Source organism: Pseudomonas frederiksbergensis (genome assembly GCF_035751725.1).
GTDB lineage: Bacteria > Pseudomonadota > Gammaproteobacteria > Pseudomonadales > Pseudomonadaceae > Aquipseudomonas > Aquipseudomonas frederiksbergensis_A.
Map to the genome: position 1 here is coordinate 1,005,125 of NZ_CP142104.1, position 23,113 is coordinate 1,028,237.

Annotated in this window: 23 protein-coding genes; 8 read left to right on the top strand and 15 right to left on the bottom strand. The window is 61.1% G+C overall.

The features are described 5' to 3' along the window. Positions 1 to 1,053, top strand: coding sequence for a histidinol-phosphate transaminase (gene hisC, locus VQ575_RS04395; protein ID WP_039592224.1), 1,053 nt, complete (start codon positions 1 to 3; stop codon positions 1,051 to 1,053). 62 nt (positions 1,054 to 1,115) lie between these two features. Here hisC and VQ575_RS04400 read toward each other — a convergent pair whose 3' ends face one another. The 3 genes from VQ575_RS04400 to algW all read right to left on the bottom strand — a co-directional run bounded on the left by VQ575_RS04400 (position 1,116) and on the right by algW (position 5,278). Continuing rightward, positions 1,116 to 1,835: a DUF4198 domain-containing protein gene (locus tag VQ575_RS04400; RefSeq protein WP_039592223.1), complete on the bottom strand. Its 720-nt coding sequence runs from the start codon at positions 1,833 to 1,835 to the stop codon at positions 1,116 to 1,118. Between the two features lie 10 nt (positions 1,836 to 1,845). Next, complete coding sequence (locus VQ575_RS04405; protein ID WP_325919159.1) at positions 1,846 to 3,951, bottom strand: TonB-dependent siderophore receptor; 2,106 nt, start codon at positions 3,949 to 3,951, stop codon at positions 1,846 to 1,848. Between the two features lie 166 nt (positions 3,952 to 4,117). Then, positions 4,118 to 5,278 (bottom strand): Do family serine endopeptidase AlgW, encoded by a 1,161-nt coding sequence (gene algW, locus VQ575_RS04410; protein ID WP_039592221.1) that lies wholly within the window; start codon positions 5,276 to 5,278, stop codon positions 4,118 to 4,120. Positions 5,279 to 5,382: 104 nt separating this feature from the next. Between algW and VQ575_RS04415 the strand changes: the two genes are divergently transcribed. The 3 genes from VQ575_RS04415 (at position 5,383) to cysN (ending at position 9,151) form a co-directional block, all read left to right on the top strand. Then, complete coding sequence (locus tag VQ575_RS04415) at positions 5,383 to 6,141, top strand: Nif3-like dinuclear metal center hexameric protein (protein ID WP_198725530.1); 759 nt, start codon at positions 5,383 to 5,385, stop codon at positions 6,139 to 6,141. A gap of 184 nt (positions 6,142 to 6,325) precedes the next feature. Then, positions 6,326 to 7,243, top strand: coding sequence for a sulfate adenylyltransferase subunit CysD (cysD, locus tag VQ575_RS04420; RefSeq protein ID WP_030139871.1), 918 nt, complete (start codon positions 6,326 to 6,328; stop codon positions 7,241 to 7,243). Positions 7,244 to 7,252: 9 nt separating this feature from the next. Continuing rightward, complete coding sequence (cysN, locus tag VQ575_RS04425) at positions 7,253 to 9,151, top strand: sulfate adenylyltransferase subunit CysN (RefSeq protein WP_045156881.1); 1,899 nt, start codon at positions 7,253 to 7,255, stop codon at positions 9,149 to 9,151. Positions 9,152 to 9,243: 92 nt separating this feature from the next. Here the strand turns inward: cysN and VQ575_RS04430 are convergent, their stop codons facing one another. The 3 genes from VQ575_RS04430 to VQ575_RS04440 are packed head-to-tail and all read right to left on the bottom strand — an operon-like array spanning position 9,244 to position 12,645. After that, positions 9,244 to 10,152, bottom strand: a complete 909-nt coding sequence (locus VQ575_RS04430) for an acyltransferase (protein WP_198725532.1) — start codon at positions 10,150 to 10,152, stop codon at positions 9,244 to 9,246. After that, on the bottom strand, positions 10,153 to 12,252 hold the full coding sequence (gene pta, locus VQ575_RS04435) for a phosphate acetyltransferase (protein WP_039592217.1): 2,100 nt from the start codon (positions 12,250 to 12,252) through the stop codon (positions 10,153 to 10,155). It lies immediately after the preceding gene. A 54-nt stretch (positions 12,253 to 12,306) separates the two neighbouring features. Next, complete coding sequence (locus VQ575_RS04440) at positions 12,307 to 12,645, bottom strand: DUF3565 domain-containing protein (protein ID WP_325919160.1); 339 nt, start codon at positions 12,643 to 12,645, stop codon at positions 12,307 to 12,309. Between VQ575_RS04440 and VQ575_RS04445 the strand changes: the two genes are divergently transcribed. The 3 genes from VQ575_RS04445 (at position 12,614) to VQ575_RS04455 (ending at position 15,005) form a co-directional block, all read left to right on the top strand. Then, on the top strand, positions 12,614 to 13,099 hold the full coding sequence (locus VQ575_RS04445) for an FKBP-type peptidyl-prolyl cis-trans isomerase (protein ID WP_039592215.1): 486 nt from the start codon (positions 12,614 to 12,616) through the stop codon (positions 13,097 to 13,099). The two genes, VQ575_RS04440 and VQ575_RS04445, sit on opposite strands and share 32 nt — an antisense overlap. A gap of 121 nt (positions 13,100 to 13,220) precedes the next feature. Then, positions 13,221 to 13,703, top strand: a complete 483-nt coding sequence (locus VQ575_RS04450) for a glutathione peroxidase (protein WP_198725534.1) — start codon at positions 13,221 to 13,223, stop codon at positions 13,701 to 13,703. 198 nt (positions 13,704 to 13,901) lie between these two features. Beyond that, positions 13,902 to 15,005: an NADH:flavin oxidoreductase gene (locus VQ575_RS04455; protein ID WP_325919161.1), complete on the top strand. Its 1,104-nt coding sequence runs from the start codon at positions 13,902 to 13,904 to the stop codon at positions 15,003 to 15,005. A gap of 14 nt (positions 15,006 to 15,019) precedes the next feature. Here VQ575_RS04455 and VQ575_RS04460 read toward each other — a convergent pair whose 3' ends face one another. Both VQ575_RS04460 and cysZ read right to left on the bottom strand, forming a co-directional pair. After that, entirely contained in the window at positions 15,020 to 16,195 is a 1,176-nt protein-coding gene (locus VQ575_RS04460; RefSeq protein WP_039591647.1) for a glycosyltransferase family 4 protein, read from the bottom strand. A gap of 64 nt (positions 16,196 to 16,259) precedes the next feature. Then, positions 16,260 to 17,015 (bottom strand): sulfate transporter CysZ, encoded by a 756-nt coding sequence (gene cysZ, locus VQ575_RS04465; RefSeq protein WP_039591646.1) that lies wholly within the window; start codon positions 17,013 to 17,015, stop codon positions 16,260 to 16,262. A gap of 310 nt (positions 17,016 to 17,325) precedes the next feature. Here cysZ and trxB point away from each other — a divergent pair, with 310 nt between their 5' ends. Then, complete coding sequence (gene trxB, locus VQ575_RS04470; RefSeq protein WP_030139882.1) at positions 17,326 to 18,288, top strand: thioredoxin-disulfide reductase; 963 nt, start codon at positions 17,326 to 17,328, stop codon at positions 18,286 to 18,288. Between the two features lie 101 nt (positions 18,289 to 18,389). Here trxB and VQ575_RS04475 read toward each other — a convergent pair whose 3' ends face one another. From VQ575_RS04475 to VQ575_RS04505, 7 genes are all read right to left on the bottom strand, one after another. Next, positions 18,390 to 19,640 carry a 2-aminoadipate transaminase gene (locus VQ575_RS04475; RefSeq protein ID WP_039591645.1) on the bottom strand — a complete coding sequence of 417 codons (1,251 nt, stop codon included), beginning with the start codon at positions 19,638 to 19,640 and terminating at the stop codon, positions 18,390 to 18,392. A 189-nt stretch (positions 19,641 to 19,829) separates the two neighbouring features. Continuing rightward, positions 19,830 to 20,168 (bottom strand): HopJ type III effector protein, encoded by a 339-nt coding sequence (locus tag VQ575_RS04480; RefSeq protein ID WP_039591644.1) that lies wholly within the window; start codon positions 20,166 to 20,168, stop codon positions 19,830 to 19,832. Beyond that, a complete protein-coding gene (locus VQ575_RS04485) occupies positions 20,161 to 20,457 on the bottom strand; it encodes a DUF1244 domain-containing protein (protein ID WP_039591643.1) in 297 nt (98 codons plus the stop codon). The genes VQ575_RS04480 and VQ575_RS04485 overlap by 8 nt, the downstream gene beginning before the upstream one ends. Positions 20,458 to 20,554: 97 nt before the next feature. Further along, a complete protein-coding gene (folX, locus tag VQ575_RS04490; RefSeq protein WP_025211888.1) occupies positions 20,555 to 20,935 on the bottom strand; it encodes a dihydroneopterin triphosphate 2'-epimerase in 381 nt (126 codons plus the stop codon). Next, the gene (gene folE, locus VQ575_RS04495) at positions 20,936 to 21,493 is read right to left on the bottom strand and encodes a GTP cyclohydrolase I FolE (RefSeq protein WP_039591642.1); all 558 of its coding nucleotides are present in this window, start codon (positions 21,491 to 21,493) and stop codon (positions 20,936 to 20,938) included. It abuts the gene before it with no gap. Positions 21,494 to 21,514: 21 nt separating this feature from the next. Continuing rightward, the gene (folM, locus tag VQ575_RS04500; protein ID WP_039591640.1) at positions 21,515 to 22,219 is read right to left on the bottom strand and encodes a dihydromonapterin reductase; all 705 of its coding nucleotides are present in this window, start codon (positions 22,217 to 22,219) and stop codon (positions 21,515 to 21,517) included. Positions 22,220 to 22,331: 112 nt separating this feature from the next. Further along, entirely contained in the window at positions 22,332 to 22,892 is a 561-nt protein-coding gene (locus tag VQ575_RS04505; RefSeq protein ID WP_325919163.1) for an antibiotic biosynthesis monooxygenase, read from the bottom strand. Positions 22,893 to 23,113: the final 221 nt, after the last annotated feature.

Consider the following 23,113-nt stretch of genomic DNA (forward strand, 5'->3'; position numbering starts at 1 on the left):
ATGAGTAGATTCTGGAGCCCGTTCGTCAAGGACCTGGTGCCGTACGTCCCGGGTGAACAGCCGAAGCTGACCCGCCTGGTCAAGCTCAACACCAACGAGAATCCCTACGGCCCATCGCCCAAGGCCCTTGCGGCGATGCAGACCGAACTCAATGACAATCTGCGCCTGTATCCGGACCCCAACAGCGACTTGCTGAAAAGCGCCGTCGCCCGGTATTACGGTGTACAGACCAGCCAGGTATTTTTGGGTAACGGTTCGGACGAGGTGTTGGCGCACATTTTCCACGGTCTGCTTCAGCACGACCAGCCGGTGTTGTTCCCGGACATCAGCTACAGCTTCTACCCAGTCTATTGCGGGCTGTATGGCATCCAATTCGACGCGGTGCCGCTGGATGAACAGTTCCGGATCGACCCGGCGGATTATGCCAAGCCGAACGGCGGGATCATTTTCCCCAATCCGAACGCGCCGACTGGCTGCCTGCTGGCGCTGGAAGCGGTCGAGCAGATCCTCAAGGCCAGCCCGGATTCGGTGGTCGTTGTGGACGAGGCTTATATCGACTTCGGCGGCGAGACGGCCATCAGCCTGGTGGATCGCTACCCGAACCTGCTGGTCACGCAAACGTTGTCCAAGTCTCGCTCGTTGGCGGGACTGCGCGTGGGCCTGGCGGTGGGCCATCCGGATTTGATCGAAGCGCTGGAGCGGATCAAGAACAGCTTCAACTCCTACCCGCTGGATCGCCTGGCAAATGTCGGCGGCGCGGCGGCGTTCGACGATCGCGAGTACTTCGACCGGACTTGCCGCTTGGTGATAGAGCACCGTGAATGGGTAGTGGCCCGACTGGAGGCCAAGGGCTTTGAAGTGCTGCCGTCGGCGGCCAACTTCATCTTCGCTCGCCACCCCCGTCACGACGCGGCGGCGCTAGCGGCGAAGCTGCGTGAGCAAGGCGTGATCGTGCGGCACTTCAAGCAGGAGCGCATCGCGCAGTTCCTGCGGATCAGCATTGGCACGCCGGAGCAGAACCAGGCGCTGATCGAGGCCCTGGGCGAGCTCTAGACCTTTGCATCAAACCCAATGAGGGAGCGGGCAATCCGGCTCCCTCATTGTAATAACCGGTTTTACTCGTGATGCTCTTCACCGAGGAACGTCAGCGAAGTGAACACCCCACGCGTCGCGACATCCTTGTTGTCCTTGAGCGGGATTTCCATTTGTGCGGCGATCACGTTCAGACCCTCATTGCGCACCAATACCTTGGCTCGGCCTTCGGCATCGGTTTCGGTGCTCACGGTGCCCGGCGCGCTGCGATAGTCCCCCACCAACTTCACGCCTGCGGCAGGTTTTCCGTCGAGCAGCACCTGCACCGGCAACGACTGGCCGGGACCGACGGTCAGCGGGTCGACTTGCGGCACGATGACGAACTTGACCTGATCCAGCTTCGGCAGCTTCGCCCCCGGCTCATAGATCGCCAGGCTGTACTTGAAGGTCTGGGTCGACTCGATCGCGCCTGGCACTTTGCTGCGGCCTTCATTGACCCATTTCTTGTCGGCGGTCTGTGACCACATGCCATTGTCGAGTGCGACCGCCAGCACGGCCGGTGGCTTGAGGGGTTGCAGGCGGGCGTGGTCCGACAAGCGTTCCACGGTGACGGGAATCATGTTGCCGCCCAAGTCATAGGCCCAGGCACCGCTGATTTTCTTCGCCTTGAAGGCGTTGTCCTCGGCGCCATGACCGTAGATCACTTCGATGTTGCCGCGTCGTTGTTCCGTCCACAGGCCATGGGCCGAAGCCTGGGTGGCCAGGAGCAGGCCGAGCAGGGCGAAGGTCTTGGGGTATTTCATGCTGACTTCCTTATAGATCGAGGGTGAGGCTGACAGTGAAGTTGCGCGGATCGCCGGGAGTGACCCAGTAATTGCTGTAGGAGCGTTCGTAGTATTTTTCGTCGAACACGTTGTTCAGGTTCAGGCCCACGGTGACGGTGTCGCTGGCCTTGTAGTGGGCCAGCAGGTCGACGGTATGGTAGGCGGGCAATTCGAAGTCCTTGCCCGCTTCGCCCGAGCGATCACCCACGTAAGTGAACGCCGCGCCGACATCCGAGCCGCGCAGATGCCCATCCTGGAATTCGTAGACCCCTAGCAGGCTGCCGCTGCGCTTGGCGACGCCGAGGATCCGGCTGCCGGTGGGGATGACCTCGTCGCCCTTGGTCACTTCGGCGTCGATATAGGCAAAGGCGCCAATCACCCGCACCGCGTCAGTGAGCTGGCCGGTCATCTGCAGGTCGATGCCCTGGCTACGGGCCTTGCCCACGGCGCGACTGAAATCGGTCCCGGCCACCGGGCTGAGGACGTTTTCCTTCTCGATATGGAAGGCCGCGAGGGTAGTGCTCAGGCGGTCGTCGAACAGTTCGCTCTTGACCCCGACTTCATAGCCAACCCCTTCCTCAGGGTCGAATGTCTTGCCGTCGGCGTCCAGGCCATTGTTGGGTTTGAACGAGGTGGAGGCATTGGCGAACAGCCCGACTTGCGGCGTCAGTTGGTACAACAGACCGGCGCGTTGCGTCAGGGTGTCGTGGCGTTGGCGGCTGGTCACGTCGTTGACGTGGTTGTCGATGCTTTGCTCGAAGTGTTCGTAGCGCACGCCGAGCAAGCCGCGCAGTTTGTCGGTGAAGATGATCTGGTCCTGAAGGTTCACGGCCCTGCTTTTGACATGCTCGAAGAAGTCCGTGCCGGAGCGCGTGCCGTTGGGTTTTGGCTGGCCGTAGATCGGGTCGTAGATATCGATCGGATAAGCGCCGCCAGCGATGGTCGTTACGCGCTCATTCTTGCGGTAATCCTCGTATTCCGTGCCGATCAACAGTTCGTGCTGCCAGGGACCGAGATCGAACAGCCCGCGCAACTCAAGTTGGGTAATGCTGTCGTGCCAATTGCTGTCGCGCTCGCGGTAGCGGCGGTTCACCGTGTGGCCATCGGCGTTCAATGGCCGCGCTTCGGAAGCGAATCCCCAGAGCTCACCCTGCTTGTAATGGCTGGCCAGGCGTAACTGCCAGGCGTCGTTGAGCTGATGCTCGAGGGCGGCCTGGAGCATGTTGTTGTGGTTATCGATGTCCCCGTCGTTGGGTTCGCCCAGGAAGGTCGAACGGGAAACGCCACTCCAGCGATTGTTCGGGGCGACGATGCCACGGTCGAACGTCGAGCTGTGGCGCACGATTTCGCTTTCCACCAGCAACCGGGTGTCCGGGTTCAGTTGCCAACTGATGGAGGGCGCGACGAAGACGCGCTTGCTGCCGACATGATCGCGAAAGCTGTTGTTGTCCTCGACCGCCAGGTTGACCCGGGACAGCACGCTGCCTTCGGCGTCCAGCGGCGTATTGACGTCCAGCGCGGTTCGGTAGCGGTCCCAGCTTCCGGCGCTGGTTTGCAACGTGGTGAACGCTTCGGGTTGGGGTTTCTTGGTGACAATGTTGACCGTGCCGCCGGGATCGCCGCGGCCATAGAGGCTGGCCGCCGGGCCTTTCAACACCTCGATACGCTCGATACTGGCGGCGTCCGGCGTGCTTGGATAGCCGCGGTTGGCGCTGAAACCGTCCTTGTAGAATTCCGACGTGGTGAAACCCCTAACGCTGTATTCGTAAAGCGTCAGGCCGCCGAAGTTGTTCTGCTTCGATACGCCACCGGCATATTCCAGGGCTCGTTCGACGTGGGTGCTGCCCAGGTCCTTGAGTACGCTGGCAGGGATGACGCTGATCGATTGCGGGACGTCGCGCAAAGCCGTGTCGGTCTTGGTGGCGCTGACGGAGCGGGTCGCCCGATAGCCCGAGACAGGGCCGGTGGCGGATTCGTAGTCGGACGTGACGTTGATGGCGTCCAGCTCCAAAGGCTGGATTTCTTCGGCGAAGGCTGGATCGCCGAGTAGGCCCAGGGCGAGGCTGGCAACGGAAATCCGTTTCAGAGATGACATGTTATGTTGTTCCAATTTTCAGTATTGAAACAATATAACACTACTAATGAGAATTTATGCTATCTCGAATTCAGTGTTTTTTGTGGCGAGGGAGTAGCTCTCTCGCCACAGGGAATTTGAGAAGGGCTTGCTCGGTTGCAAGGCCCCTCTACGGTCGTGGTGCGGCTTATTGTTCTTCCTTGAGCACCACCGGCGCGGGTGGCGGACGCAGGCCGATCTCAGCCGTAAGCTTTAGCTCCTTGCCGTTGCGCATGACCTGGATCGTGACCTTGTCGGTGGGCTTGATCCGCGCCACCTGGTTCATCGAGCGGCGGCCATCGCCAGCGGGTTCGCCGTCGATGCTCAGGATGACATCGCCCAACTGCAGGCCGGCCTTCTGCGCCGGACCGTCGCGGAAAATCCCCGCCACCACGATCCCGGGCCGCCCGGACAAACCGAACGACTCAGCCAGTTCCTGGGTCAGCGGCTGGACTTCAATCCCGAGCCAGCCACGAATCACCTGGCCGTGTTCGATGATGGACTTCATCACTTCCATGGCCAATTTCACCGGGATGGCAAAGCCGATGCCTTGGCTGCCGCCGGACTTGGAGAAAATCGCCGTATTGATTCCGGTGAGGTTGCCGTTGGCATCCACCAGTGCGCCACCGGAGTTGCCGGGGTTGATCGCGGCGTCGGTCTGGATGAAGTCCTCGTAGTTGTTCAGGCCCAGTTGGTTGCGGCCGGTGGCGCTGATGATGCCCATGGTCACGGTTTGGCCAACGCCGAACGGGTTGCCAATCGCCAGGGTCACGTCGCCGATGCGAATGCTGTCGGAGCGGCCGATGGTGATCGCGGGAAGGTTCTTCAGGTCGATCTTCAATACCGCGAGGTCGGTTTCCGGGTCGCTGCCGATCACTCGGGCCAGGGTTTCACGGCCGTCCTTGAGGGCTACCACGATCTGGTCGGCACCGCTGGTGACGTGGTTGTTGGTCAGGATATAACCTTCCGGGCTCATGATGACGCCCGAACCCAGGCTCGACTCCATGCGCTTCTGCTTGGGTGAGTTGTCGCCGAAAAAACGCCGGAATTGCGGATCTTCGAACAGGGGATGGTTAGGTTTGTTGATGACTTTGGTGGTGTACAGGTTCACCACCGCCGGCGCCGCCAGCGTGACCGCGTCGGCGTAGGACACCGGGCCCTGCTGCACCGCCTTGGTTTGCGGCGCCTGTTGCAGGTTGACATCGAGGCTTGGCAGGCCGACCCATTCCGGGTAGCGCTGGATAATCAGTAGAGCGACAAGCACGCCGGCCAATAGCGGCCAGCCGGAAAAACGCAGCGCCTTGAGCATTAAGCACGTCCTACAAAGGTTGCAGGCGGTATGAGACCGCCCATAATGTCGCGCATTATACGAGGCCGCGCGCGCCTCTGAACGGGATATTTAGGAGTCTTTTCATGGCCGTAGCCCTGAACACCCTGGTAGAAGAAGCGGACCGTTACCTGACAAGCAATCGTATTTCCGATTATTGCCCGAACGGGCTGCAAGTCGAAGGCAAGCCACAGGTGATGCGCATCGTCAGTGGTGTCACTGCCAGCCAGGCGTTGCTCGATGCGGCCGTCGAGGCTCAGGCCGACTTGGTGCTGGTGCATCACGGCTATTTCTGGAAAGGCGAGAACCCTTGCATCACCGGGATGAAGCAGCGTCGCCTCAAGACATTGCTGAACCACGATATCAGCCTATTGGCTTACCATCTGCCCCTGGACCTGCACCCCGAGGTGGGCAATAACGTGCAACTGGCCCGCCAGTTGGACATCACCGTCGAGGGGCCGCTGGATCCGGATAATCCCAGGATCGTCGGCCTCGTCGGCTCCTTGACCGAACCGATGACGCCCCGGGATTTTGCCCGCAAGGTCCAGGAAGTAATGGGCCGCGAGCCCTTGCTGATCGAAGGGCAGGCGATGATCCGCCGGGTCGGCTGGTGCACCGGGGGTGGCCAGGGTTATATCGATCAGGCGGTGCTGGCCGGCGTCGACCTCTACCTTAGCGGGGAGGCGTCGGAGCAGACATTCCACAGCGCCCGTGAGAACGGCATCAGCTTCATCGCCGCCGGGCATCATGCCACCGAGCGCTACGGTGTCCAGGCGCTGGGGGACTACCTGGCGCGACGTTTTGCCCTGGAACACATTTTCATCGATTGCCCGAATCCGATCTGACTGTTTATCCCTGTAGGAGCAAGCTCGCTCCCACAGAAAAGCGCGTGCGAGGCCCGAACCGGCAGGCATATCCATATGCTGTTTCGATCTAGTTGGCGCCCTGATTAGAAGAGGTCGCTGTGCTAGGATTCCCCGCTCGAACACGGCCCGCTGGCCGTTCATAAGAAAGCTTTCGTGAGTAGCCATGGTCGACAAACTGACGCATCTGAAACAGCTGGAGGCGGAAAGCATCCACATCATCCGCGAGGTGGCCGCCGAGTTCGATAACCCGGTGATGCTGTACTCCATCGGTAAAGACTCCGCCGTGATGCTGCACCTGGCACGCAAGGCGTTCTTCCCCGGCAAGCTGCCGTTTCCGGTGATGCACGTCGACACCCGCTGGAAATTCCAGGAGATGTACAAGTTCCGCGACCGCATGGTCGAAGAACTCGGCCTGGACTTGATCACCCATATCAACCCGGACGGCGTGGCGCAGAACATCAACCCGTTTACCCACGGCAGCGCCAAGCACACCGACATCATGAAGACCGAGGGCCTCAAGCAGGCGCTCGACAAGCATGGTTTCGACGCAGCCTTCGGTGGCGCCCGTCGCGATGAAGAAAAGTCGCGCGCCAAGGAGCGCGTCTACTCGTTCCGCGACAGCAAGCACCGCTGGGACCCCAAGAACCAGCGCCCAGAGCTGTGGAACGTCTACAACGGCAAGGTCAACAAAGGCGAGTCGATTCGCGTGTTCCCGCTGTCGAACTGGACCGAGCTGGATATCTGGCAGTACATCTACCTCGAAGGCATCCCGATCGTGCCGCTGTATTTCGCCGCCGAGCGCGAAGTGATCGAGAAGAACGGCACGCTGATCATGATCGACGACGAGCGCATCCTCGAGCACCTGTCCGACGAAGACAAAGCCCGCATCGTCAAGAAGAAAGTGCGTTTCCGTACCCTTGGCTGCTACCCGTTGACGGGCGCGGTGGAGTCCGAGGCCGAGAGCCTGACGGACATCATCCAGGAAATGCTCCTGACGCGAACTTCCGAGCGCCAGGGCCGGGTCATCGACCACGATGGCGCAGGCTCGATGGAAGATAAAAAACGTCAAGGTTATTTCTAAGGGGCTGTCATGTCGCATCAATCTGATTTGATCAGCGAGGACATCCTCGCCTACCTGGGCCAGCACGAGCGTAAAGAGCTGCTGCGCTTCTTGACCTGCGGTAACGTCGACGACGGCAAAAGCACCCTGATCGGGCGCCTGCTGCACGACTCCAAGATGATCTACGAAGATCACCTGGAAGCCATCACCCGCGATTCGAAGAAAGTCGGGACCACCGGTGACGATATCGACCTGGCGTTGCTGGTCGACGGCCTGCAGGCCGAGCGCGAGCAAGGCATCACCATCGATGTCGCCTACCGCTATTTCTCTACCGCCAAGCGCAAATTCATCATCGCCGACACCCCAGGCCATGAGCAGTACACCCGCAACATGGCCACCGGTGCTTCCACCTGTGACCTGGCGATCATCCTGGTGGACGCCCGCTACGGCGTGCAGACCCAGACCCGTCGCCACAGCTTCATCGCCTCGTTGTTGGGCATCAAGCACATCGTCGTGGCCATCAACAAGATGGACCTCAAGGACTTCGACCAGGGCGTGTTCGAGTCGATCAAGGCCGACTACCTGAAGTTCGCCGAAGGCTTGAAGATGAAGCCCACCAGCATGCACTTCGTGCCGATGTCCGCCCTCAAGGGCGACAACGTGGTGAACAAATCCGAGCGTTCGCCGTGGTACACCGGCCAGTCGCTGATGGAAATCCTCGAGACCGTGGAGGTGGCGGGCGACCGCAACTTCACCGACCTGCGTTTCCCGGTGCAGTACGTCAACCGTCCGAACCTGAACTTCCGCGGTTTCGCCGGCACCCTCGCCAGCGGCATCGTCCACAAGGGCGACGAAGTGGTGGTGTTGCCGTCAGGCAAGAGCAGCCGCGTTAAATCCATCGTCACCTTCGAAGGCGAGCTGGAACACGCCGGTCCAGGCCAGGCCGTGACGCTGACCATGGAAGACGAGATCGACATTTCGCGTGGCGACCTGCTGGTGCACGCCGACAACGTTCCTCCCGTCACCGACAGCTTCGAAGCGATGCTGGTGTGGATGGCCGAGGAGCCGATGCTGCCGGGCAAGAAATACGACATCAAGCGCGCCACCAGCTACGTGCCGGGTTCGATTGCCAGCATCGTCAACAAAGTCGACGTGAACACCCTCGAAGAGGGGCCGGCCAGCGCCTTGCAGCTCAACGAAATCGGCAAGGTGAAGATCGCCCTGGATGCGCCGATCGCCTTGGACGGCTACGAGAGCAACCGCACCACCGGCGCGTTTATCGTCATCGACCGCCTCACCAACGGTACCGTCGGTGCAGGCATGATCGTGGCCCAGCCGCTGGCCCATGGCAGCAGCACGCACCACGGCAAACTGGCCCATGTGTCGGTGGAAGAGCGCACCCAGCGCTTCGGCCAGCAGCCAGCCACAGTGCTGTTCAGTGGCCTGTCGGGTGCGGGCAAGAGCACGCTGGCCTACGCAGTCGAGCGCAAGCTGTTCGACATGGGCCGTGCGGTGTTCGTACTTGATGGCCAGAACCTGCGCCATGATTTGAACAAGGGCTTGCCGCAGGATCGCGCCGGGCGGACCGAGAATTGGCGTCGCGCGGCTCACGTTGCCCGTCAGTTCAACGAAGCTGGCCTGCTGACCCTGGCCGCGTTCGTTGCGCCAAGTGCAGAAGGGCGTGAGCAGGCCAAGGACCTGATCGGTCGGGAGCGCCTGCTGACCGTCTACGTCCAGGCCTCGCCAACCGTGTGTGCCCAGCGTGATCCGCAAGGGTTGTATGCGGCCGCCGGCGATAACATCCCGGGCGAGTCCTTCCCGTATGACGTGCCGCTGGATGCCGACCTGGTGATCGACACCCAGTCGCTGACGTTGGAAGAAAGCGTCAAGCAGGTGCTGGACCTGCTGCGCAAGCGTGGGGCGATCTAAAAGGCAAGTCGCTGTAACTGAAAGCCCGCAGATGGGTGACCATCTGCGGGCTTGTTCATTCCCGTATGGAACAACTCGCGCCCACAAGGGAATCAGCGATGGTCGGGAAATTCGCGATGCATCTGCTCCAGCAACGCGTCCTTGTCCTGCCACAACTGGTTGATCCAACCTTGGAACTCCAGTCGATACTCCCCGTCCTGGTCGTAGCTTTTGCCAATGAACTGCGGCGGAATCTTCAACTCCTGGAAATGCACCACCACCTCCCCAACGTTGCCGCAGAGCAAATCCCAATACCCCGGGCGACCGCCCGGATAGTGAATGGTCACGTTGATGATCGACTCCAACTGCTCACCCATGGCATCGAGCACGAACGCGATACCGCCGGCCTTGGGCTTGAGCAAGTAGCGAAACGGTGACTGCTGCTGGGCGTGCTTGCCTTCGGTGAAGCGCGTGCCTTCGACGAAATTGAAGATGCCCACCGGGTTGTTGCGGAATTTCGCGCACGTCTTGCGGGTGGTTTCCAGGTCCTTGCCTTTCTTTTCCGGGTGCTTTTCCAGGTAAGCCTTGGAGTAGCGCTTCATGAACGGGAAGCCCAGTGCCCACCAGGCCAGGCCGATCACCGGCACCCAGATCAGCTCTTGCTTGAGGAAAAACTTCAACGGCCGGATGCGCCGGTTCAGCACGTATTGCAAGACCATGATGTCGACCCAGCTCTGGTGATTGCTGGTGATCAGGTAGGAGTGCTGGTAATCCAGGCCTTCCAGCCCGCTGAGATGCCAGCGGGTACGGCGCAGCAGGTTCATCCAGGCCTTGTTGTTGCTGATCCACGCTTCGTGGATGTGGCTCATCAGCCAGTCGGTGAAGCGCTGGGCGGCAGGGAAGGGCAGCAACAGCTTGAAGATCGCCACGATGAACAGCGGCGTGCAGCAGGCAATGGTATTGAGTGCCAGGAGCAGCGAGGCGATGACGCCGCGCAAGGGGGCAGGCAGGAAGTCCAGCATTTAAATATCCAAAGGTCGGTTGGCGGCTTGGATCGCGGTCAGGGCGATGGTGTACACGATGTCATCGACCTGGGCGCCGCGCGGCAAGTCATTCACGGGTTTGCGCAAGCCTTGCAGCATCGGCCCGAGGCTGACGCAATCGGCGCTGCGTTGCACGGCCTTGTGGGTGGTGTTGCCGGTATTGAGGTCCGGGAAAATGAACACCGTGGCCCGGCCGGCGACCTGGCTGTTGGGTGCCAGTTGCCGGGCCACGGTTTCGTTGGCGGCGGCATCGTATTGCAGCGGGCCGTCGATCAACAGCCCCTGTTGCGCCTCATGGGCCAGCAGGGTCGCTTCGCGGACCTTTTCCACCTCTTCGCCGCTGGCCGACTCGCCGCTGGAATAGCTGAGCATGGCGACCCTTGGCGTGATGCCGAACGCAGCGGCGGAGTCGGCACTTTGCAGGGCAATTTCCGCCAGCTCCGCTGCGCTGGGGTGCGGGTTCATCACGCAATCGCCGTAGACCAGCACTTCTTCAGGAAACAGCATGAAAAACACCGAGGACACCAGCGAGCATCCAGGCGCAGTCTTGATCAACTGCAAGGCTGGGCGGATGGTGTTGGCGGTGGAGTGGATGACACCGGATACCAGGCCGTCCACTTCATCCAGCGCCAACATCATGGTGCCGATCACCACGGGGTCTTCCAGCTGCTGCTCGGCCATGGGAGCGTTCAGGCTTTTGCTCTTGCGCAGTCGCACCATGGGCTCGACGTAACGCTCGCGAATCACATCCGGGTCGAGAATCTCCAGCCCCGGCGGTAGTTCGATACCTTGGGCGCGGGCCACCGCCTCGACGTCGGCCGGCTTGGCCAGCAACACGCAACGGGCGATGCCCCGGGCCTGGCAAATGGCAGCGGCCTGGACGGTGAGCGGCTCGCTGCCTTCAGGCAGCACGATGCGCTTGTTCGCGGCTTGCGCGCGTTGGATCAACTGGTAGCGGAACACCGCCGGTGACAGGCGCATTTCCCGTGGCGTACCGCAGCGCTGGTGCAGCCATCGGGCGTCCAGGTGGCTGGCGACGAAGTCGGTAATGATCTCCGCGCGTTCGCGGTCGTCGATGGGGATTTCCTTGTTCAGGCCGTTGAGCAGGTTGGCCGTATCGTAGGAACCGGTGCTCACCGACAGCACCGGCAACCCGGCCTGCAAGGCGCCGCGGCACAGCTCCATGATGCGTGGGTCGGGCAGGGTGTCGCTGGTCAACAGCAGGCCGGCCAGCGGCACGCCATTGATCGCCGCCAGGCTCACGGCCAGGATGATGTCGTCGCGATCGCCAGGGGTCACCACCAGCACGCCGGGCTTGAGCAGCTCCACGGTGTTGCGCATGGTGCGGGCGCAAATGATGATATTGCTCATGCGCCGGGTTTCGTAATCGCCAGCATTGAGCACCTGCGCGCCCATCAGGTCGGCCACGTCGCGCGTACGCGGGGCGTTGAGTTCGGGGCGGAACGGGATGCAGCCGAGCAGGCGGAAGTCGCCGCTGCGCAGCAATGGCGAGTGTTCCTTGAGGCGCGCGGTGAACGCCTCCATGCTCTCGTCGGTGCGGACCTTGTTCAAGATCACGCCGAGGACTTTGGGATCCTTGGGGCCGCCGAACAGCTGCGCTTGCAATTCAACGCGGCCGGAAAGCTCCGTCAACACTTCGTTCTCCGGCGCCGACACCAGGATGACTTCGGCGTCCAGGCTCTTGGCCAAGTGCAGGTTGACCCGCGCGGCGTAGCTGGCGCTGCGGGTCGGGACCATACCCTCGACGACCAGCACGTCCTTGCCGATGGCGGCCTGCTGGTAAAGGGTGATGATTTCTTCCAGGAGCTCATCGAGCTGGCCATCGCCAAGCATGCGCTCGACGTGAGCCAGGCCCAGGGGCTGGGGCGGCTTGAGGCCGTGGGTGCGGGCCACCAGTTCGGTGGAGCGTTCCGGGCCGGTATCGCCAGGATGAGGCTGGGCAATGGGTTTGAAAAAGCCGACTTTAAGCCCGGCCCGTTCCAGGGTGCGCACCAGCCCGAGGCTGATGGAGGTCAGGCCCACGCCAAAATCGGTGGGTGCGATAAAAAAAGTTTGCATGCGGATTCTCTAAGGGGGAATGGCGCGACCTATGACGGGTCGTCTACCCACAATTCAGTCGCCAAGGTTATCGCTAACCGGGCCTTGAGCGCACCAGCCGCAATCAAAGGGCTGGCCTATTTTTTCAATACGTTGCGCAGGGTCCAGCACCCAGGCCCGAGACTGCCACGGCGGTTGGTGACGCAGGTGCTGGGTGTGGCCACAGGACAGCTCGGCCACCCAATGCCCGTCCTCATCCTGGCGCCAACCTGTGACCATTGGTCTGTTCGAGCTAGCCCGTTTGTCCGGGTTCCGTTCGCTTTCGGGCAATTCCTTGTTTAGACTTGTCCGTTCTTCATTCTTATGCAAAAGGTCTCGCCCCATGCTGATCGCCGCCAATAAGGCTGTCTCCATCGACTATACCCTGACCAACGACGCTGGTGAGGTCATCGACAGCTCTGCCGGCGGCGCTCCGCTGGTCTACCTGCATGGCGCAGGCAACATCATCCAGGGCCTGGAAAAAGCCCTGGAAGGCAAATCCACCGGTGACGAGCTGAACGTGACCGTCGAGCCGGAAGACGCCTACGGCGAATACTCCGCCGAACTGGTCAGCACCCTGAGCCGCAGCATGTTCGAAGGTGTGGATGAGCTGGAAGTCGGCATGCAGTTCCACGCTTCGGCGCCGGATGGCCAGATGCAGATCGTCACCATTCGCGACCTGGACGGCGACGACGTCACCGTTGACGGCAACCACCCGTTGGCCGGTCAGCGCTTGAACTTCCAAGTCAAGATCGTTGACATCCGTGACGCCAGCCAGGAAGAAATCGCCCATGGTCACGTCCATGGTGAAGGCGGCCATCACCATTGATTTCTGCGCTACGTTCAAGTAATCCGTGAACTGGAAAGGCGCCCTATGGCGCCTTTTTAGTCGCTGCTGCTAGCATCGCCCATGGCTGTATTGAAAAGATCCGTAAACCTGGAGTTTCGTCATGAGTGCTTTCCACGACCTTAAACTGACAGCCCTGGATGGTCAGGAGCTTCCTTTGGCGCCGTTCAAGGGGCAAGTCGTGCTGGTGGTCAACGTCGCCTCCAAATGTGGCCTGACGCCACAATATGCGGCTCTGGAAAATCTCTACCAGCAATACAAGGCCAAGGGGTTCGCGGTGCTGGGCCTGCCCTGCAACCAGTTCGCCGGGCAAGAGCCGGGGACCGGGCAGGAAATCCAGGAGTTCTGCAGCCTCAACTATGGCGTGACGTTTCCGTTGGCCGGCAAGTTGGACGTGAACGGTCCTGAACGTCATCAGTTGTATCGCCTGCTGGCGGGCGAGGGCGCCGAGTTTCCCGGGGACATCACCTGGAACTTCGAAAAATTCCTGCTCGGCAAGGACGGCCGGGTGCTGGCGCGTTTCTCGCCGCGCACGCCGCCTGATGATCCTGCGGTGATCCAGGCGATTGAAAAAGCGCTGAGCTAAACCGTAGGCGAACCCTTGTGGCGAGGGTAAATCCCCTCGCCACAAGGTATGCGCTCGGCTTGCATTGGGTTGAGCCTCTCAATGTCGATCCTTCCTTCTGATCCTTAATCACTCCAATCAATAGTGCTACCCAGCACTGCCTCGACTCCATATTATCGCCGTCATATCTGAACTGTGACCGATCCCGTGGAGTGCCCCATGCCAGTACAAGCCCTGTTCAAACCTTTCCAGCTCGGCACGTTCCAGCTGCCGACCCGGGTGGTGATGGCGCCGATGACCCGTTCCTTTTCGCCGGGTGGCGTGCCGAACAGCAAAGTGATCGAGTATTACCGCCGTCGCGCGGCGGCCGGGGTAGGCTTGATCATCACCGAGGGCACGACGGTCGCCCATAAGGCTTCCAACGGCTACCCGAACGTACCGCACTTCTACGGTGATGCCGCCCTGGCGGGTTGGAAAAAAGTCGTCGATGCGGTGCACGCCGAAGGTGGCAAGATCGTTCCGCAGCTGTGGCACGTGGGCAATGTTCGGCGTCTCGGTACCGAGCCGGATGGCATTGTGCCGGGCTATGGCCCCACTGAAAAACTCAAGGATGGCCAAGTCGTGGTCCACGGCATGACCCAGGCGGACATTGATGAAGTCATCGCCTCTTTCGCCCAGGCGGCCAAAGACGCCCAGGATATCGGCATGGACGGCGTGGAAATCCATGGTGCCCACGGCTATCTGGTCGATCAGTTTTTCTGGGAAGGCAGCAACCAGCGCACTGACGGTTATGGCGGCGACCTGGCCAATCGTTCGCGCTTCGCCATCGAACTGATCCGCGCCGTGCGCGCTGCGGTGGGCGAGGGTTTTCCGATCATCTTCCGGTTTTCCCAATGGAAGCAGCAGGACTACACCGCGCGCCTGGTACAGACGCCTGAGGCGCTGGAAGCCTTCCTCAAGCCGTTGGCCGACGCCGGCGTGGATATTTTCCATTGCTCCACGCGTCGGTTCTGGGAGCCCGAGTTCGAGGGTTCGGACCTGAACCTGGCCGGCTGGACCCGCAAGCTCACCGGCAAGCCAACGATTACAGTCGGCAGTGTCGGCCTGGACGGCGAATTCCTGCAGTTCATGGTCAATACCGACAAGGTTGCACAACCGGCGAGCCTGGAAAATCTGCTGGAGCGCCTGAACAAGGAGGAGTTCGATCTAGTGGCAGTGGGTCGTGCGCTGCTGGTGGACCCGGACTGGGCGCAGAAAGTGCGTGACGGGCGTGAGCAGGACATCCTGCCGTTCAGTCGCGAGGCGTTGATGACCCTGGTCTGAGCATCACCGAACAATCAGCGTACGGTCGGCGCGGCAGGCATCACCTGCTCGCCGGCACAAGCCCCCCGCAATAATGCCTCGAATTGCTCGATCACCGACGCCCAGCCTTGGCGACTGGCGTGCTGGCGCGCATTGAGCCTCACGCAACGCAAGGCTTCGCGCTCCTCCAAAAGCCAACGGGCCGCGTCGCAGAACGCCTCTTCGTCCCCCGGCATCGCCGACACCCCGTTATAGCCGTGACGGATGTGCTGCGCTGCCGCGGCCTGGTCGTAGGCCACCACGCCCAGCCCGGACGCCAATGCTTCCAGCACGACGTTGCCGAAGGTTTCGGTCAGGCTCGGAAAGACAAACACATCCCCGGACGCATAATGAGCCGCCAGCGCTTCGCCACGCTGTGCTCCGCAGAATATTGCCTCGGGCAGTTGCTCTTCGAGCGCGAGCCGCTGTGGGCCGTCGCCTACGATCACCAGCTTGATTTGCCGTGTCGGAAAAGCACTGCGCAGGGTGTCGAAGCACCGCTTGAGCAGCGCAAGGTTTTTCTCCGGTGCCAGGCGTCCTACATGCAGCACTGCGATATCGTCATCGCCCAAGCCCCAGCTCTCTCGCAGGGCGACCGAGCGTTTTGCCGGGTGAAACAAATGACTGTCCACGCCACGGGACAACAACGCCACGCGTTCGAAATGCCGGCGTTCCAGTTCCAGGCGCTGGCTGACGCTGGGCACCAGCGTCAGGCTTGAGCGGTTGTGGAACCAGCGCAGGTAATGCGTGAGTCCACGACTCAACAGGCCGAGGCCGTATTGCCGGGTGTATTGCTGGAAATTGGTATGAAAGCCGCTCACAACCGAGATACCCAGGCGCCGCGCCGCACGCAACGCGGACAAGCCCAGCGGCCCTTCGGTGGCGATATACAACACATCCGGGCGATGACGTTTCCAACGCCGCAGCAGCTTGTGCATCGAAGCCTGCCCCCACTGCAACCCCGGATACCCCGGCAGTGGCCAGCCCCGACACAGCAGCAATTGGTCGTTACTGGTAAGGCCCTGGTCCCCGGCCTGGCGAGGCCGAATCAGTTCTACCCGATGCCCGCGGGCGCGCAAGCCGTCATGGAGACGACCCAGGGTGTTGGCGACGCCATTGATTTCCGGCGCAAAGGTTTCGGTGACGAGCGTAACGTGCAAGTGTGTAGTCATGACCCCAGTGTCGACCGGGGCCGTTGCGCCATTGTGACGCCTGGATGATGGATTTGTGACGAAGTCAGCCTTGACGGGCCAGCGCCGTCTCCGCACCTTGCTCGCGCACCCAGAACAACGTCGCCCCGGCCACCGCCGCCGGCATCATTAGAATGTTCACGAAGGGGATCAACAGCACCAAGTACACGCTGCCGCCAAAGCCCAGGCTCTGCCAGCGCTTTTCCCGCAGCCAGGCGAGCATTTCGTTCCAGCCCAGCTTGTGGTTGTCCGCCGGGTAGTCGATGTACTGGATAGCCATCATCCAGATCCCGAACAGCAACCACAGCGGCGCGGCCACCACATTGACCCCCGGGATGAACGACAGCACGAACAGCCCCAGGGCCCGCGGCAGGAAATAACCGAGCTTGCGCGCCTCCCGAGCCAGGGTGCGCGGGATCATGGCGACCAGCTCGCCCCAACTGAACGCCGGGAAATCATCCGTGCCGCGCACTACCACTTCGACCTTCTCGGCGAGAAAGCCATTGAAAGGCGCCGCGATGATATTGGCGAGCATGGTGAAGGTGAAAAACACCATCAGCACCACAAGGACGACGAACAGAGGCCACAGCACGTAGCTCAGGAAACTCAGCCAATCCGGCAGCGACGGCATCAGCGTTTCGACCCACAGGCTGAACTGATGGCCAGCCAAATAGATCAACCCGACGAACAGCGACAAGTTGATTGCCAGCGGCAGCAATACAAAAAGACGCAGGCCGGGGCTCAGGATCAATTTGAGGCCTTCACGCAAATATTGCGGGCCAGACAGGACGGGGGCGGGCATAGGTGGCTCCGAGGGTAGTGGACGCGCCGACCTTACCGGCTTTGCCTTGTGCGGGAAAGCCGCGACATGGCGTGTAACAAAGGTTTAGGGGACGGATAGTCGCTATCGGCAGCGCAGCAGCGGATAGAGCTCACCTATGAGCTGGATTGTTAAACCGTATTTCCTTAATCTTCGCTCCCTCGATACGCTTCACCCAATCTTTTTCAGGACTGTCGAACCCAAGCCTTCCCCAAGTGCATCAACAGTCCTTTTTTATTCCCGCCGCTCAGCCGGCGTTCCGGGCCGCAGGTCCGGTCAACAGGAGCAGGTCATGTCTGAAGTCCGTCATTCGCGAGTGATTATTCTCGGTTCCGGCCCTGCCGGTTACAGCGCCGCGGTCTATGCGGCACGTGCCAACCTCAAGCCGTTGCTGATCACCGGCATGCAGGCCGGCGGTCAATTGACCACCACCACCGAAGTCGACAACTGGCCAGGCGACGTTCACGGCCTGACCGGCCCGGCCTTGATGGAGCGGATGAAAGAACACGCCGAGCGCTTCGAGACCGAGATCGTCTTCGATCATATCAACGCCGTGGATTTTGCCGCCAAGCCATACACCCTGACCGGCGACAGCGCGACCTACACCTGCGACGCACTGATCATCGCCACCGGCGCCAGCGCTCGTTACCTGGGCCTGCCGTCGGAAGAAACCTTCATGGGCAAAGGCGTTTCGGCCTGCGCCACCTGCGACGGTTTCTTCTACCGCAACAAGCCGGTGGCGGTGGTCGGTGGTGGTAACACCGCTGTCGAGGAAGCCCTGTACCTGGCGAACATCGCCAGCACGGTCACCCTGATCCACCGTCGCGAAACCTTCCGCGCCGAGAAGATCCTGATCGACAAGCTCAACGCCCGCGTCGCCGAAGGCAAGATCATCCTCAAGCTCAACGCCACCCTGGACGAAGTCCTGGGCGACAACATGGGCGTGACCGGTGCGCGCCTGAAGAACAACGACGGCAGCTTTGACGAGATCAAGGTTGACGGCGTGTTCATCGCCATCGGCCACACCCCGAACACTTCGTTGTTCGAAGGCCAGCTGGAACTCAAGGACGGCTACCTGGTGGTCAAGGGCGGCCGCGACGGCAATGCTACCGCTACCAGCGTCGAAGGTATCTTTGCGGCCGGCGACGTGGCCGACCACGTCTACCGCCAGGCGATCACCTCCGCCGGTGCCGGTTGCATGGCGGCCCTGGACACCGAGCGCTACCTGGACGGCCTGCAGAACGCCTCGTTCTGATTTTCGGGCACAAAAAAAACCGGCTTCGGCCGGTTTTTTTGTGGCTGGATATCTGCCGGTGAACCCTGTGGGAGTCCTCTGTTTGGTCAGAAGATCGGTTATCAGGCCAGCTTCGCCAGGCAAGCCTCCAAAATATCCAACCCCTCTTCCAGCACCGCCGCTTCGGTCGTCAACGGCGCCAGCAGCCGGATGATGTGCCGCGACTTGCCGCTGGGCATCAGCAGCAAACCCGAATCCCGCGCCGACGCCAGCAATTGCGTGAGTTGGGCCGGGGCCGGGGTGCCATCGGCGTGGGAGAGTTCGATCCCGCGCATCGCGCCGACGCCGGTCAGGCGGCCCAGGTAAGGGCTCAGCCCGCGGCTGCGCCAGGATTGATAGCGGCTGACGATCGCTTCTTCCTGTTGTGCACCCCAGGCCTTCAGGTTGGTATCAGTCATTTCGTCCAGCGTTGCCAGCGCGGCGGCGCAGGCGATGGGGTTGCCCGAGTAAGTGCCGCCGAGCCCACCTTTAGGCAGCGTGTCCATCAGCGACTTGCGGCCGACCACTGCGCCCAGCGGCACGCCCCCGGCAATGCTCTTACCCAGCAAGATCAGGTCCGGCTCGATGCCCAGTCGCGAGAACGCAAAACGCTGCCCGGTGCGACCGAAACCGGACTGGATCTCATCGATGATCAGCACGATGCCCTTGTCGTCACAGAACTGCCGCAATGCCTGGGCGAACGCCACGTCCATCGCCAGGAAGCCGGCTTCGCCCTGCACCGGCTCGACAATGAAGCAGGCCACGTCATTCACATCGATCTCGACGCTGAACAGCCTGTCCATGGCTTTCAGCGCTTCGGCGCATGTCACGCCGTTGTCCTGGCTGGGGTAGGGCAGGTGATACACCGGCCCGGGCAGTACACCGACTTTCTGTTTGTAAGGCGCGACCTTGCCGTTGAGGTTGAGGGTCGCCAGGGTGCGGCCGTGAAAGGCACCGTCAAACGCGATCACGGCCGTGCGGCCCGTGGCGCCTCGCACGATCTTCAAGGCATTCTCCGCCGCCTCGGCACCGCTGTTGGTGAGCATGCCGCTGACCGGGTAATCCAGCGGGATAAACGCCGCCAGGCGTTCCATCAACTCAATGTAGGGGGCATGAGGCGCGGCGTTGAAGGCGTAGTGAGTCAGCCGGGTGGCCTGTTCGCGGATCGCCTCGACGATGCGCGGATGGCAATGGCCAAGGTTCAAAACACCGATGCCCCCGACGAAATCGATGTAGCGTCTGCCGTCGGTGTCCCAGACCTCGGCATTCTTGCCGTGGCTGAGGCTGACGGGATGCACGATGGAGATCGATTGGCTGATGGTTTCGCTGCTCATGGATGACGGTCCGGACGAAGAAGAAATTGCCGTTATCTAAGCCGCGAGCAGAGGGGCCGGGCAAACGAAATAAAGTTGCCGGGTCAATCTTAAAAGTTGGGATGTGGTAAGGAGCCTGGCGTTCTCGAGTCCCTGTGGCGAGGGGATAAATCTCCTCGCCACAAAGGCTGTTTTCGAAAGTTCGATGGATCAGCGCCGTTGCAGTGGCTGCGCCTCGAATGTCACACCCTCCAACCCATCGGCCATCAGCGCGCGGATATTGCCGTGGTCGCTGCCTTCGGGCGTGGCCAGTACCGAACGATAATGTTCGCCAAACGCCAGCAGCGCTTCTTCGTCGCTCAAGCCTTCAAGCAGCGCCAGGCCCAACGTCTTGCAGGAGCCTTCGTTCTGCCCGGCGGCGTTTTCCACGCCGCCATTCTTGAAGGCCCGGGGTTGATAGTCGTAGCCATCGGCAATGAAGGCCAGGGTGTCGGCAAAAAGATGCTCGCCGCTCTTGAGGCTGGTGCGAAAGGTGTTCAGGTCAGGCATTGGGGTTTCCTTTGGCGAACGCCGCTTGCTGCTCGGCACTGGCTTCTTTCTGGTACTGGGCTTTCCATTCGGCATAGGGCATGCCGTAGACGACTTCGCGTGCATCATCGAGGCTGACGTCGATCTGGCGCTCATCGGCGGCCGCCTTGTACCACTTGGACAGGCAGTTGCGGCAGAACCCGGCGAGGTTCATCAGGTCGATGTTTTGCACATCCTTGCGGCTGTCGAGGTGGGCAACCAGCCGACGGAATGCGGCGGCTTCAAGTTCGAGGCGTTGTTGGTCGTTCATGGGAGTCTCTGCGAGACAGCTTCAAGTGGCACGCTTCAAGCTGCAAGTGGGTTTGCGGTGTTCAGGCTTGAAGCTTACAGCTTGAAGCTTTTGGCTGCTACGAAGTAGCCCTGCTTGCCGCCAGCGTAATCGATACGGACTCGGCGAAGCGCAAGGCATGCGGCTTGTCGACTTCGACTTCGGCATACAGCACCGACTCGTTTGCCATGACCAGGTCGAGCAGCTCCTGGGTGAGGCGTTCGAGCAGGGCGAAGCGATTGCCTTCCACGTGGGCAATGATCGCCTTGGTGATGGTGCGGTAGTTCAGGGCATGGTCGATGTCGTTGTCGCGCACCGCTTCCTGGGCGGCATAGAGGATGGTCAGGTTGATCAGCACATCCTGCTTGTTGAGGATTTCATCCTCGTTGATGCCGATGAATGTACGCAGGCGCAGGTCCTTGACCTTGATGCGCGCCATGGCGGGTTGAAGTTGTGGCATTTATTGGCTCCGTCGAATCAATTGCAGGAACTCCTGGCGCGTGGTGCTGGATTCGCGAAAAGCGCCGAGCATCACCGAGGTGTTCATGGTCGAGTTCTGTTTTTCGACACCGCGCATCATCATGCACATGTGTTGGGCTTCAATCACCACCGCAACGCCGGCAGCCTGGGTGACCCGCTGCACCGCGTCGGCGATTTGCCGGGTGAGGTTTTCCTGGATTTGCAGGCGGCGGGCGAACATGTCCACCAGTCGCGCGACCTTCGACAGCCCCAGGACCTTGCCGGTGGGAATATAAGCCACATGGGCCTTGCCGATGAAGGGCAGCAGGTGATGTTCGCACAATGAGTAGAGCTCGATGTCGGCGACAATCACCATTTCATCGCTGTCGGAGGCAAACAAGGCGCCGTTGACGATCTGTTCGACGCTTTGCTCGTAGCCATGGCAAAGGTACTGCATGGCCCTGGCCGCGCGCGCCGGGGTATCCAGCAAGCCTTCGCGTTCCGGGTCTTCGCCCAGGCCGATCAGGATCTCACGGTAATGCTGGGGCGAAAGCGCCATGGTGGTTCCTCGAGGCCGGGATTATTTGATGTGCCGCCCGCCATTCACCGTCAGGGTCGTGCCAGTGACATAAGGGTTATCCAGCAGATAGCGCAGGCTCTGGTAAATAACCTCGCTGCCAGGCTCGAAGCCCAGCGCGGACTTTGCCAGGGCCTTGGCGCGATAGGCCGCATCGTCGCCGGGATTGAACAGTAGCAGGGCCGGGGCGATACCGTTGACCTTGATGGTCGGGGCATACTTCGCCGCGAAAGACAGCGTCAGGCTTTCAAGCCCGGCCTTGGTGGCGCAATAGGCGATGTGCTTGCTGCTGCCCTTGCGTGTCACATCATCGCTGATGTGCACGATATCCGCCGGAGTGCAGCGCTGCAGCAGCTCGGCGCAATGCAGGTTGATCAGGTAAGGGGCGAGCATGTGCACCGCAAACATTTCGTTGAATGCGGCTGTTTCGCTCTCCGGGGTTTCGGCCAGCCAGGCAGAGGCGTTGTGCACGATCGCTCGCAGTTGGTCGGTGTGCTGCTTGAGCTGATCGATGAAGCCAAGGATACCCGGTTCGCTGGAAAGATCGGCGAACAGCACCGTAGCCCCCATGTCTCGCAACGCCTGCACGCCTGGGCGTTCGGTGCGGTAAGTGGCGATGACCGGCTGCCCGTCCTCCAGCAAACGTCGGGCGCAATGCAGGCCGACGCGTTGGGCTGCGCCGGTGATCAGGATCGGAGCGGTAGGCATGGGGTGGTTTGGCTCGGGTCGTGGCACAAGCAAAAACTATAACAGCGACGGCGGGCGCCTCCTATGCGCAAAGGCGAGTCCAGCGCCCCGCCCGGTTTGCGCAGGCGCCGGTTCAATGATTCTGCGTCGACGCCAACGGCCGTTCTGGTGTACCGGTGAGCCAGCCCCCCAATAAACGCGTCGATATTGGGATAAACAAGTACACCATCAGGGGCGTCAATATGAGCGTGCTGATGAATACCCTGCTCAACATCGCCAGTTCGCCGAGTAGCGGCGCCAAGAGGAAATTGAACAATAACGAAACCGGAAAGAACGCAAGCCAGATGGCTACGGCCTGTTTCCAACGTGGCGGGCGCTTGCCGGCCGCGCCGAACCAGCCATCGATGCCGCGTACCCGGTGTTCGGATGGATGGGCAAACAGTTCGCTACCGCGCCCCAGCCAGGCCGTGCGCGAGGCCGAATGTTCCCAGGCGTGAAGGGTCTGCTCGTCGGCGAATCGGAAGATAATCTGGAATTCGTCGTCTTCGGGCGGTGGTGCGAGCACGCCTGAGCCCAGGTAGCCCGGGAAGTCAGCTGCTAACAGTTCGCCTTCACGCAACCACGCGATAAGGTCGTGATAACATCCATTGGCGACGCGGCGCGCCACCATGAGTGTGACTGGGGAGGCAGACATTTTGTATCTCCATGTTACAGGTGCGGTTGCTCCGGATAGGAGCTTCGCAGTTAAAGACGCCCCGTGGGTAAGGGCTGCGTCTGGTCACAAGAGGCAGGCAAGGATTATTCCCAGTCGAGCACAAAACAACAAATCCACAGATTGGCCGGTGCTGTCCCTTGTCAGTGCACCGCTGACAAGGGGTAATATGGGATCCAATTTTCCAGTTGGGAAAACCGACG

Excerpts from the sequence above, each read along its gene's own strand:
- VQ575_RS04445 (WP_039592215.1), top strand. The coding sequence starts at position 12,614 with ATGCTGATCGCCGCCAATAAGGCTGTCTCCATCGACTATACCCTGACC.
- VQ575_RS04440 (WP_325919160.1), bottom strand. The coding sequence starts at position 12,645 with ATGGAGACAGCCTTATTGGCGGCGATCAGCATGGGGCGAGACCTTTTG.
- VQ575_RS04430 (WP_198725532.1), bottom strand. The coding sequence starts at position 10,152 with ATGCTGGACTTCCTGCCTGCCCCCTTGCGCGGCGTCATCGCCTCGCTG.
- VQ575_RS04400 (WP_039592223.1), bottom strand. The coding sequence starts at position 1,835 with ATGAAATACCCCAAGACCTTCGCCCTGCTCGGCCTGCTCCTGGCCACC.
- VQ575_RS04450 (WP_198725534.1), top strand. The coding sequence starts at position 13,221 with ATGAGTGCTTTCCACGACCTTAAACTGACAGCCCTGGATGGTCAGGAG.
- folX (WP_025211888.1), bottom strand. The coding sequence starts at position 20,935 with ATGCCACAACTTCAACCCGCCATGGCGCGCATCAAGGTCAAGGACCTG.
- VQ575_RS04475 (WP_039591645.1), bottom strand. The coding sequence starts at position 19,640 with ATGAGCAGCGAAACCATCAGCCAATCGATCTCCATCGTGCATCCCGTC.
- trxB (WP_030139882.1), top strand. The coding sequence starts at position 17,326 with ATGTCTGAAGTCCGTCATTCGCGAGTGATTATTCTCGGTTCCGGCCCT.
- cysZ (WP_039591646.1), bottom strand. The coding sequence starts at position 17,015 with ATGCCCGCCCCCGTCCTGTCTGGCCCGCAATATTTGCGTGAAGGCCTC.
- VQ575_RS04480 (WP_039591644.1), bottom strand. The coding sequence starts at position 20,168 with ATGCCTGACCTGAACACCTTTCGCACCAGCCTCAAGAGCGGCGAGCAT.
- folE (WP_039591642.1), bottom strand. The coding sequence starts at position 21,493 with ATGGCGCTTTCGCCCCAGCATTACCGTGAGATCCTGATCGGCCTGGGC.
- hisC (WP_039592224.1), top strand. The coding sequence starts at position 1 with ATGAGTAGATTCTGGAGCCCGTTCGTCAAGGACCTGGTGCCGTACGTC.
- cysN (WP_045156881.1), top strand. The coding sequence starts at position 7,253 with ATGTCGCATCAATCTGATTTGATCAGCGAGGACATCCTCGCCTACCTG.
- VQ575_RS04485 (WP_039591643.1), bottom strand. The coding sequence starts at position 20,457 with ATGAACGACCAACAACGCCTCGAACTTGAAGCCGCCGCATTCCGTCGG.
- VQ575_RS04505 (WP_325919163.1), bottom strand. The coding sequence starts at position 22,892 with ATGTCTGCCTCCCCAGTCACACTCATGGTGGCGCGCCGCGTCGCCAAT.
- VQ575_RS04415 (WP_198725530.1), top strand. The coding sequence starts at position 5,383 with ATGGCCGTAGCCCTGAACACCCTGGTAGAAGAAGCGGACCGTTACCTG.
- VQ575_RS04405 (WP_325919159.1), bottom strand. The coding sequence starts at position 3,951 with ATGTCATCTCTGAAACGGATTTCCGTTGCCAGCCTCGCCCTGGGCCTA.
- folM (WP_039591640.1), bottom strand. The coding sequence starts at position 22,219 with ATGCCTACCGCTCCGATCCTGATCACCGGCGCAGCCCAACGCGTCGGC.
- pta (WP_039592217.1), bottom strand. The coding sequence starts at position 12,252 with ATGCAAACTTTTTTTATCGCACCCACCGATTTTGGCGTGGGCCTGACC.
- cysD (WP_030139871.1), top strand. The coding sequence starts at position 6,326 with ATGGTCGACAAACTGACGCATCTGAAACAGCTGGAGGCGGAAAGCATC.
- algW (WP_039592221.1), bottom strand. The coding sequence starts at position 5,278 with ATGCTCAAGGCGCTGCGTTTTTCCGGCTGGCCGCTATTGGCCGGCGTG.
- VQ575_RS04455 (WP_325919161.1), top strand. The coding sequence starts at position 13,902 with ATGCCAGTACAAGCCCTGTTCAAACCTTTCCAGCTCGGCACGTTCCAG.
- VQ575_RS04460 (WP_039591647.1), bottom strand. The coding sequence starts at position 16,195 with ATGACTACACACTTGCACGTTACGCTCGTCACCGAAACCTTTGCGCCG.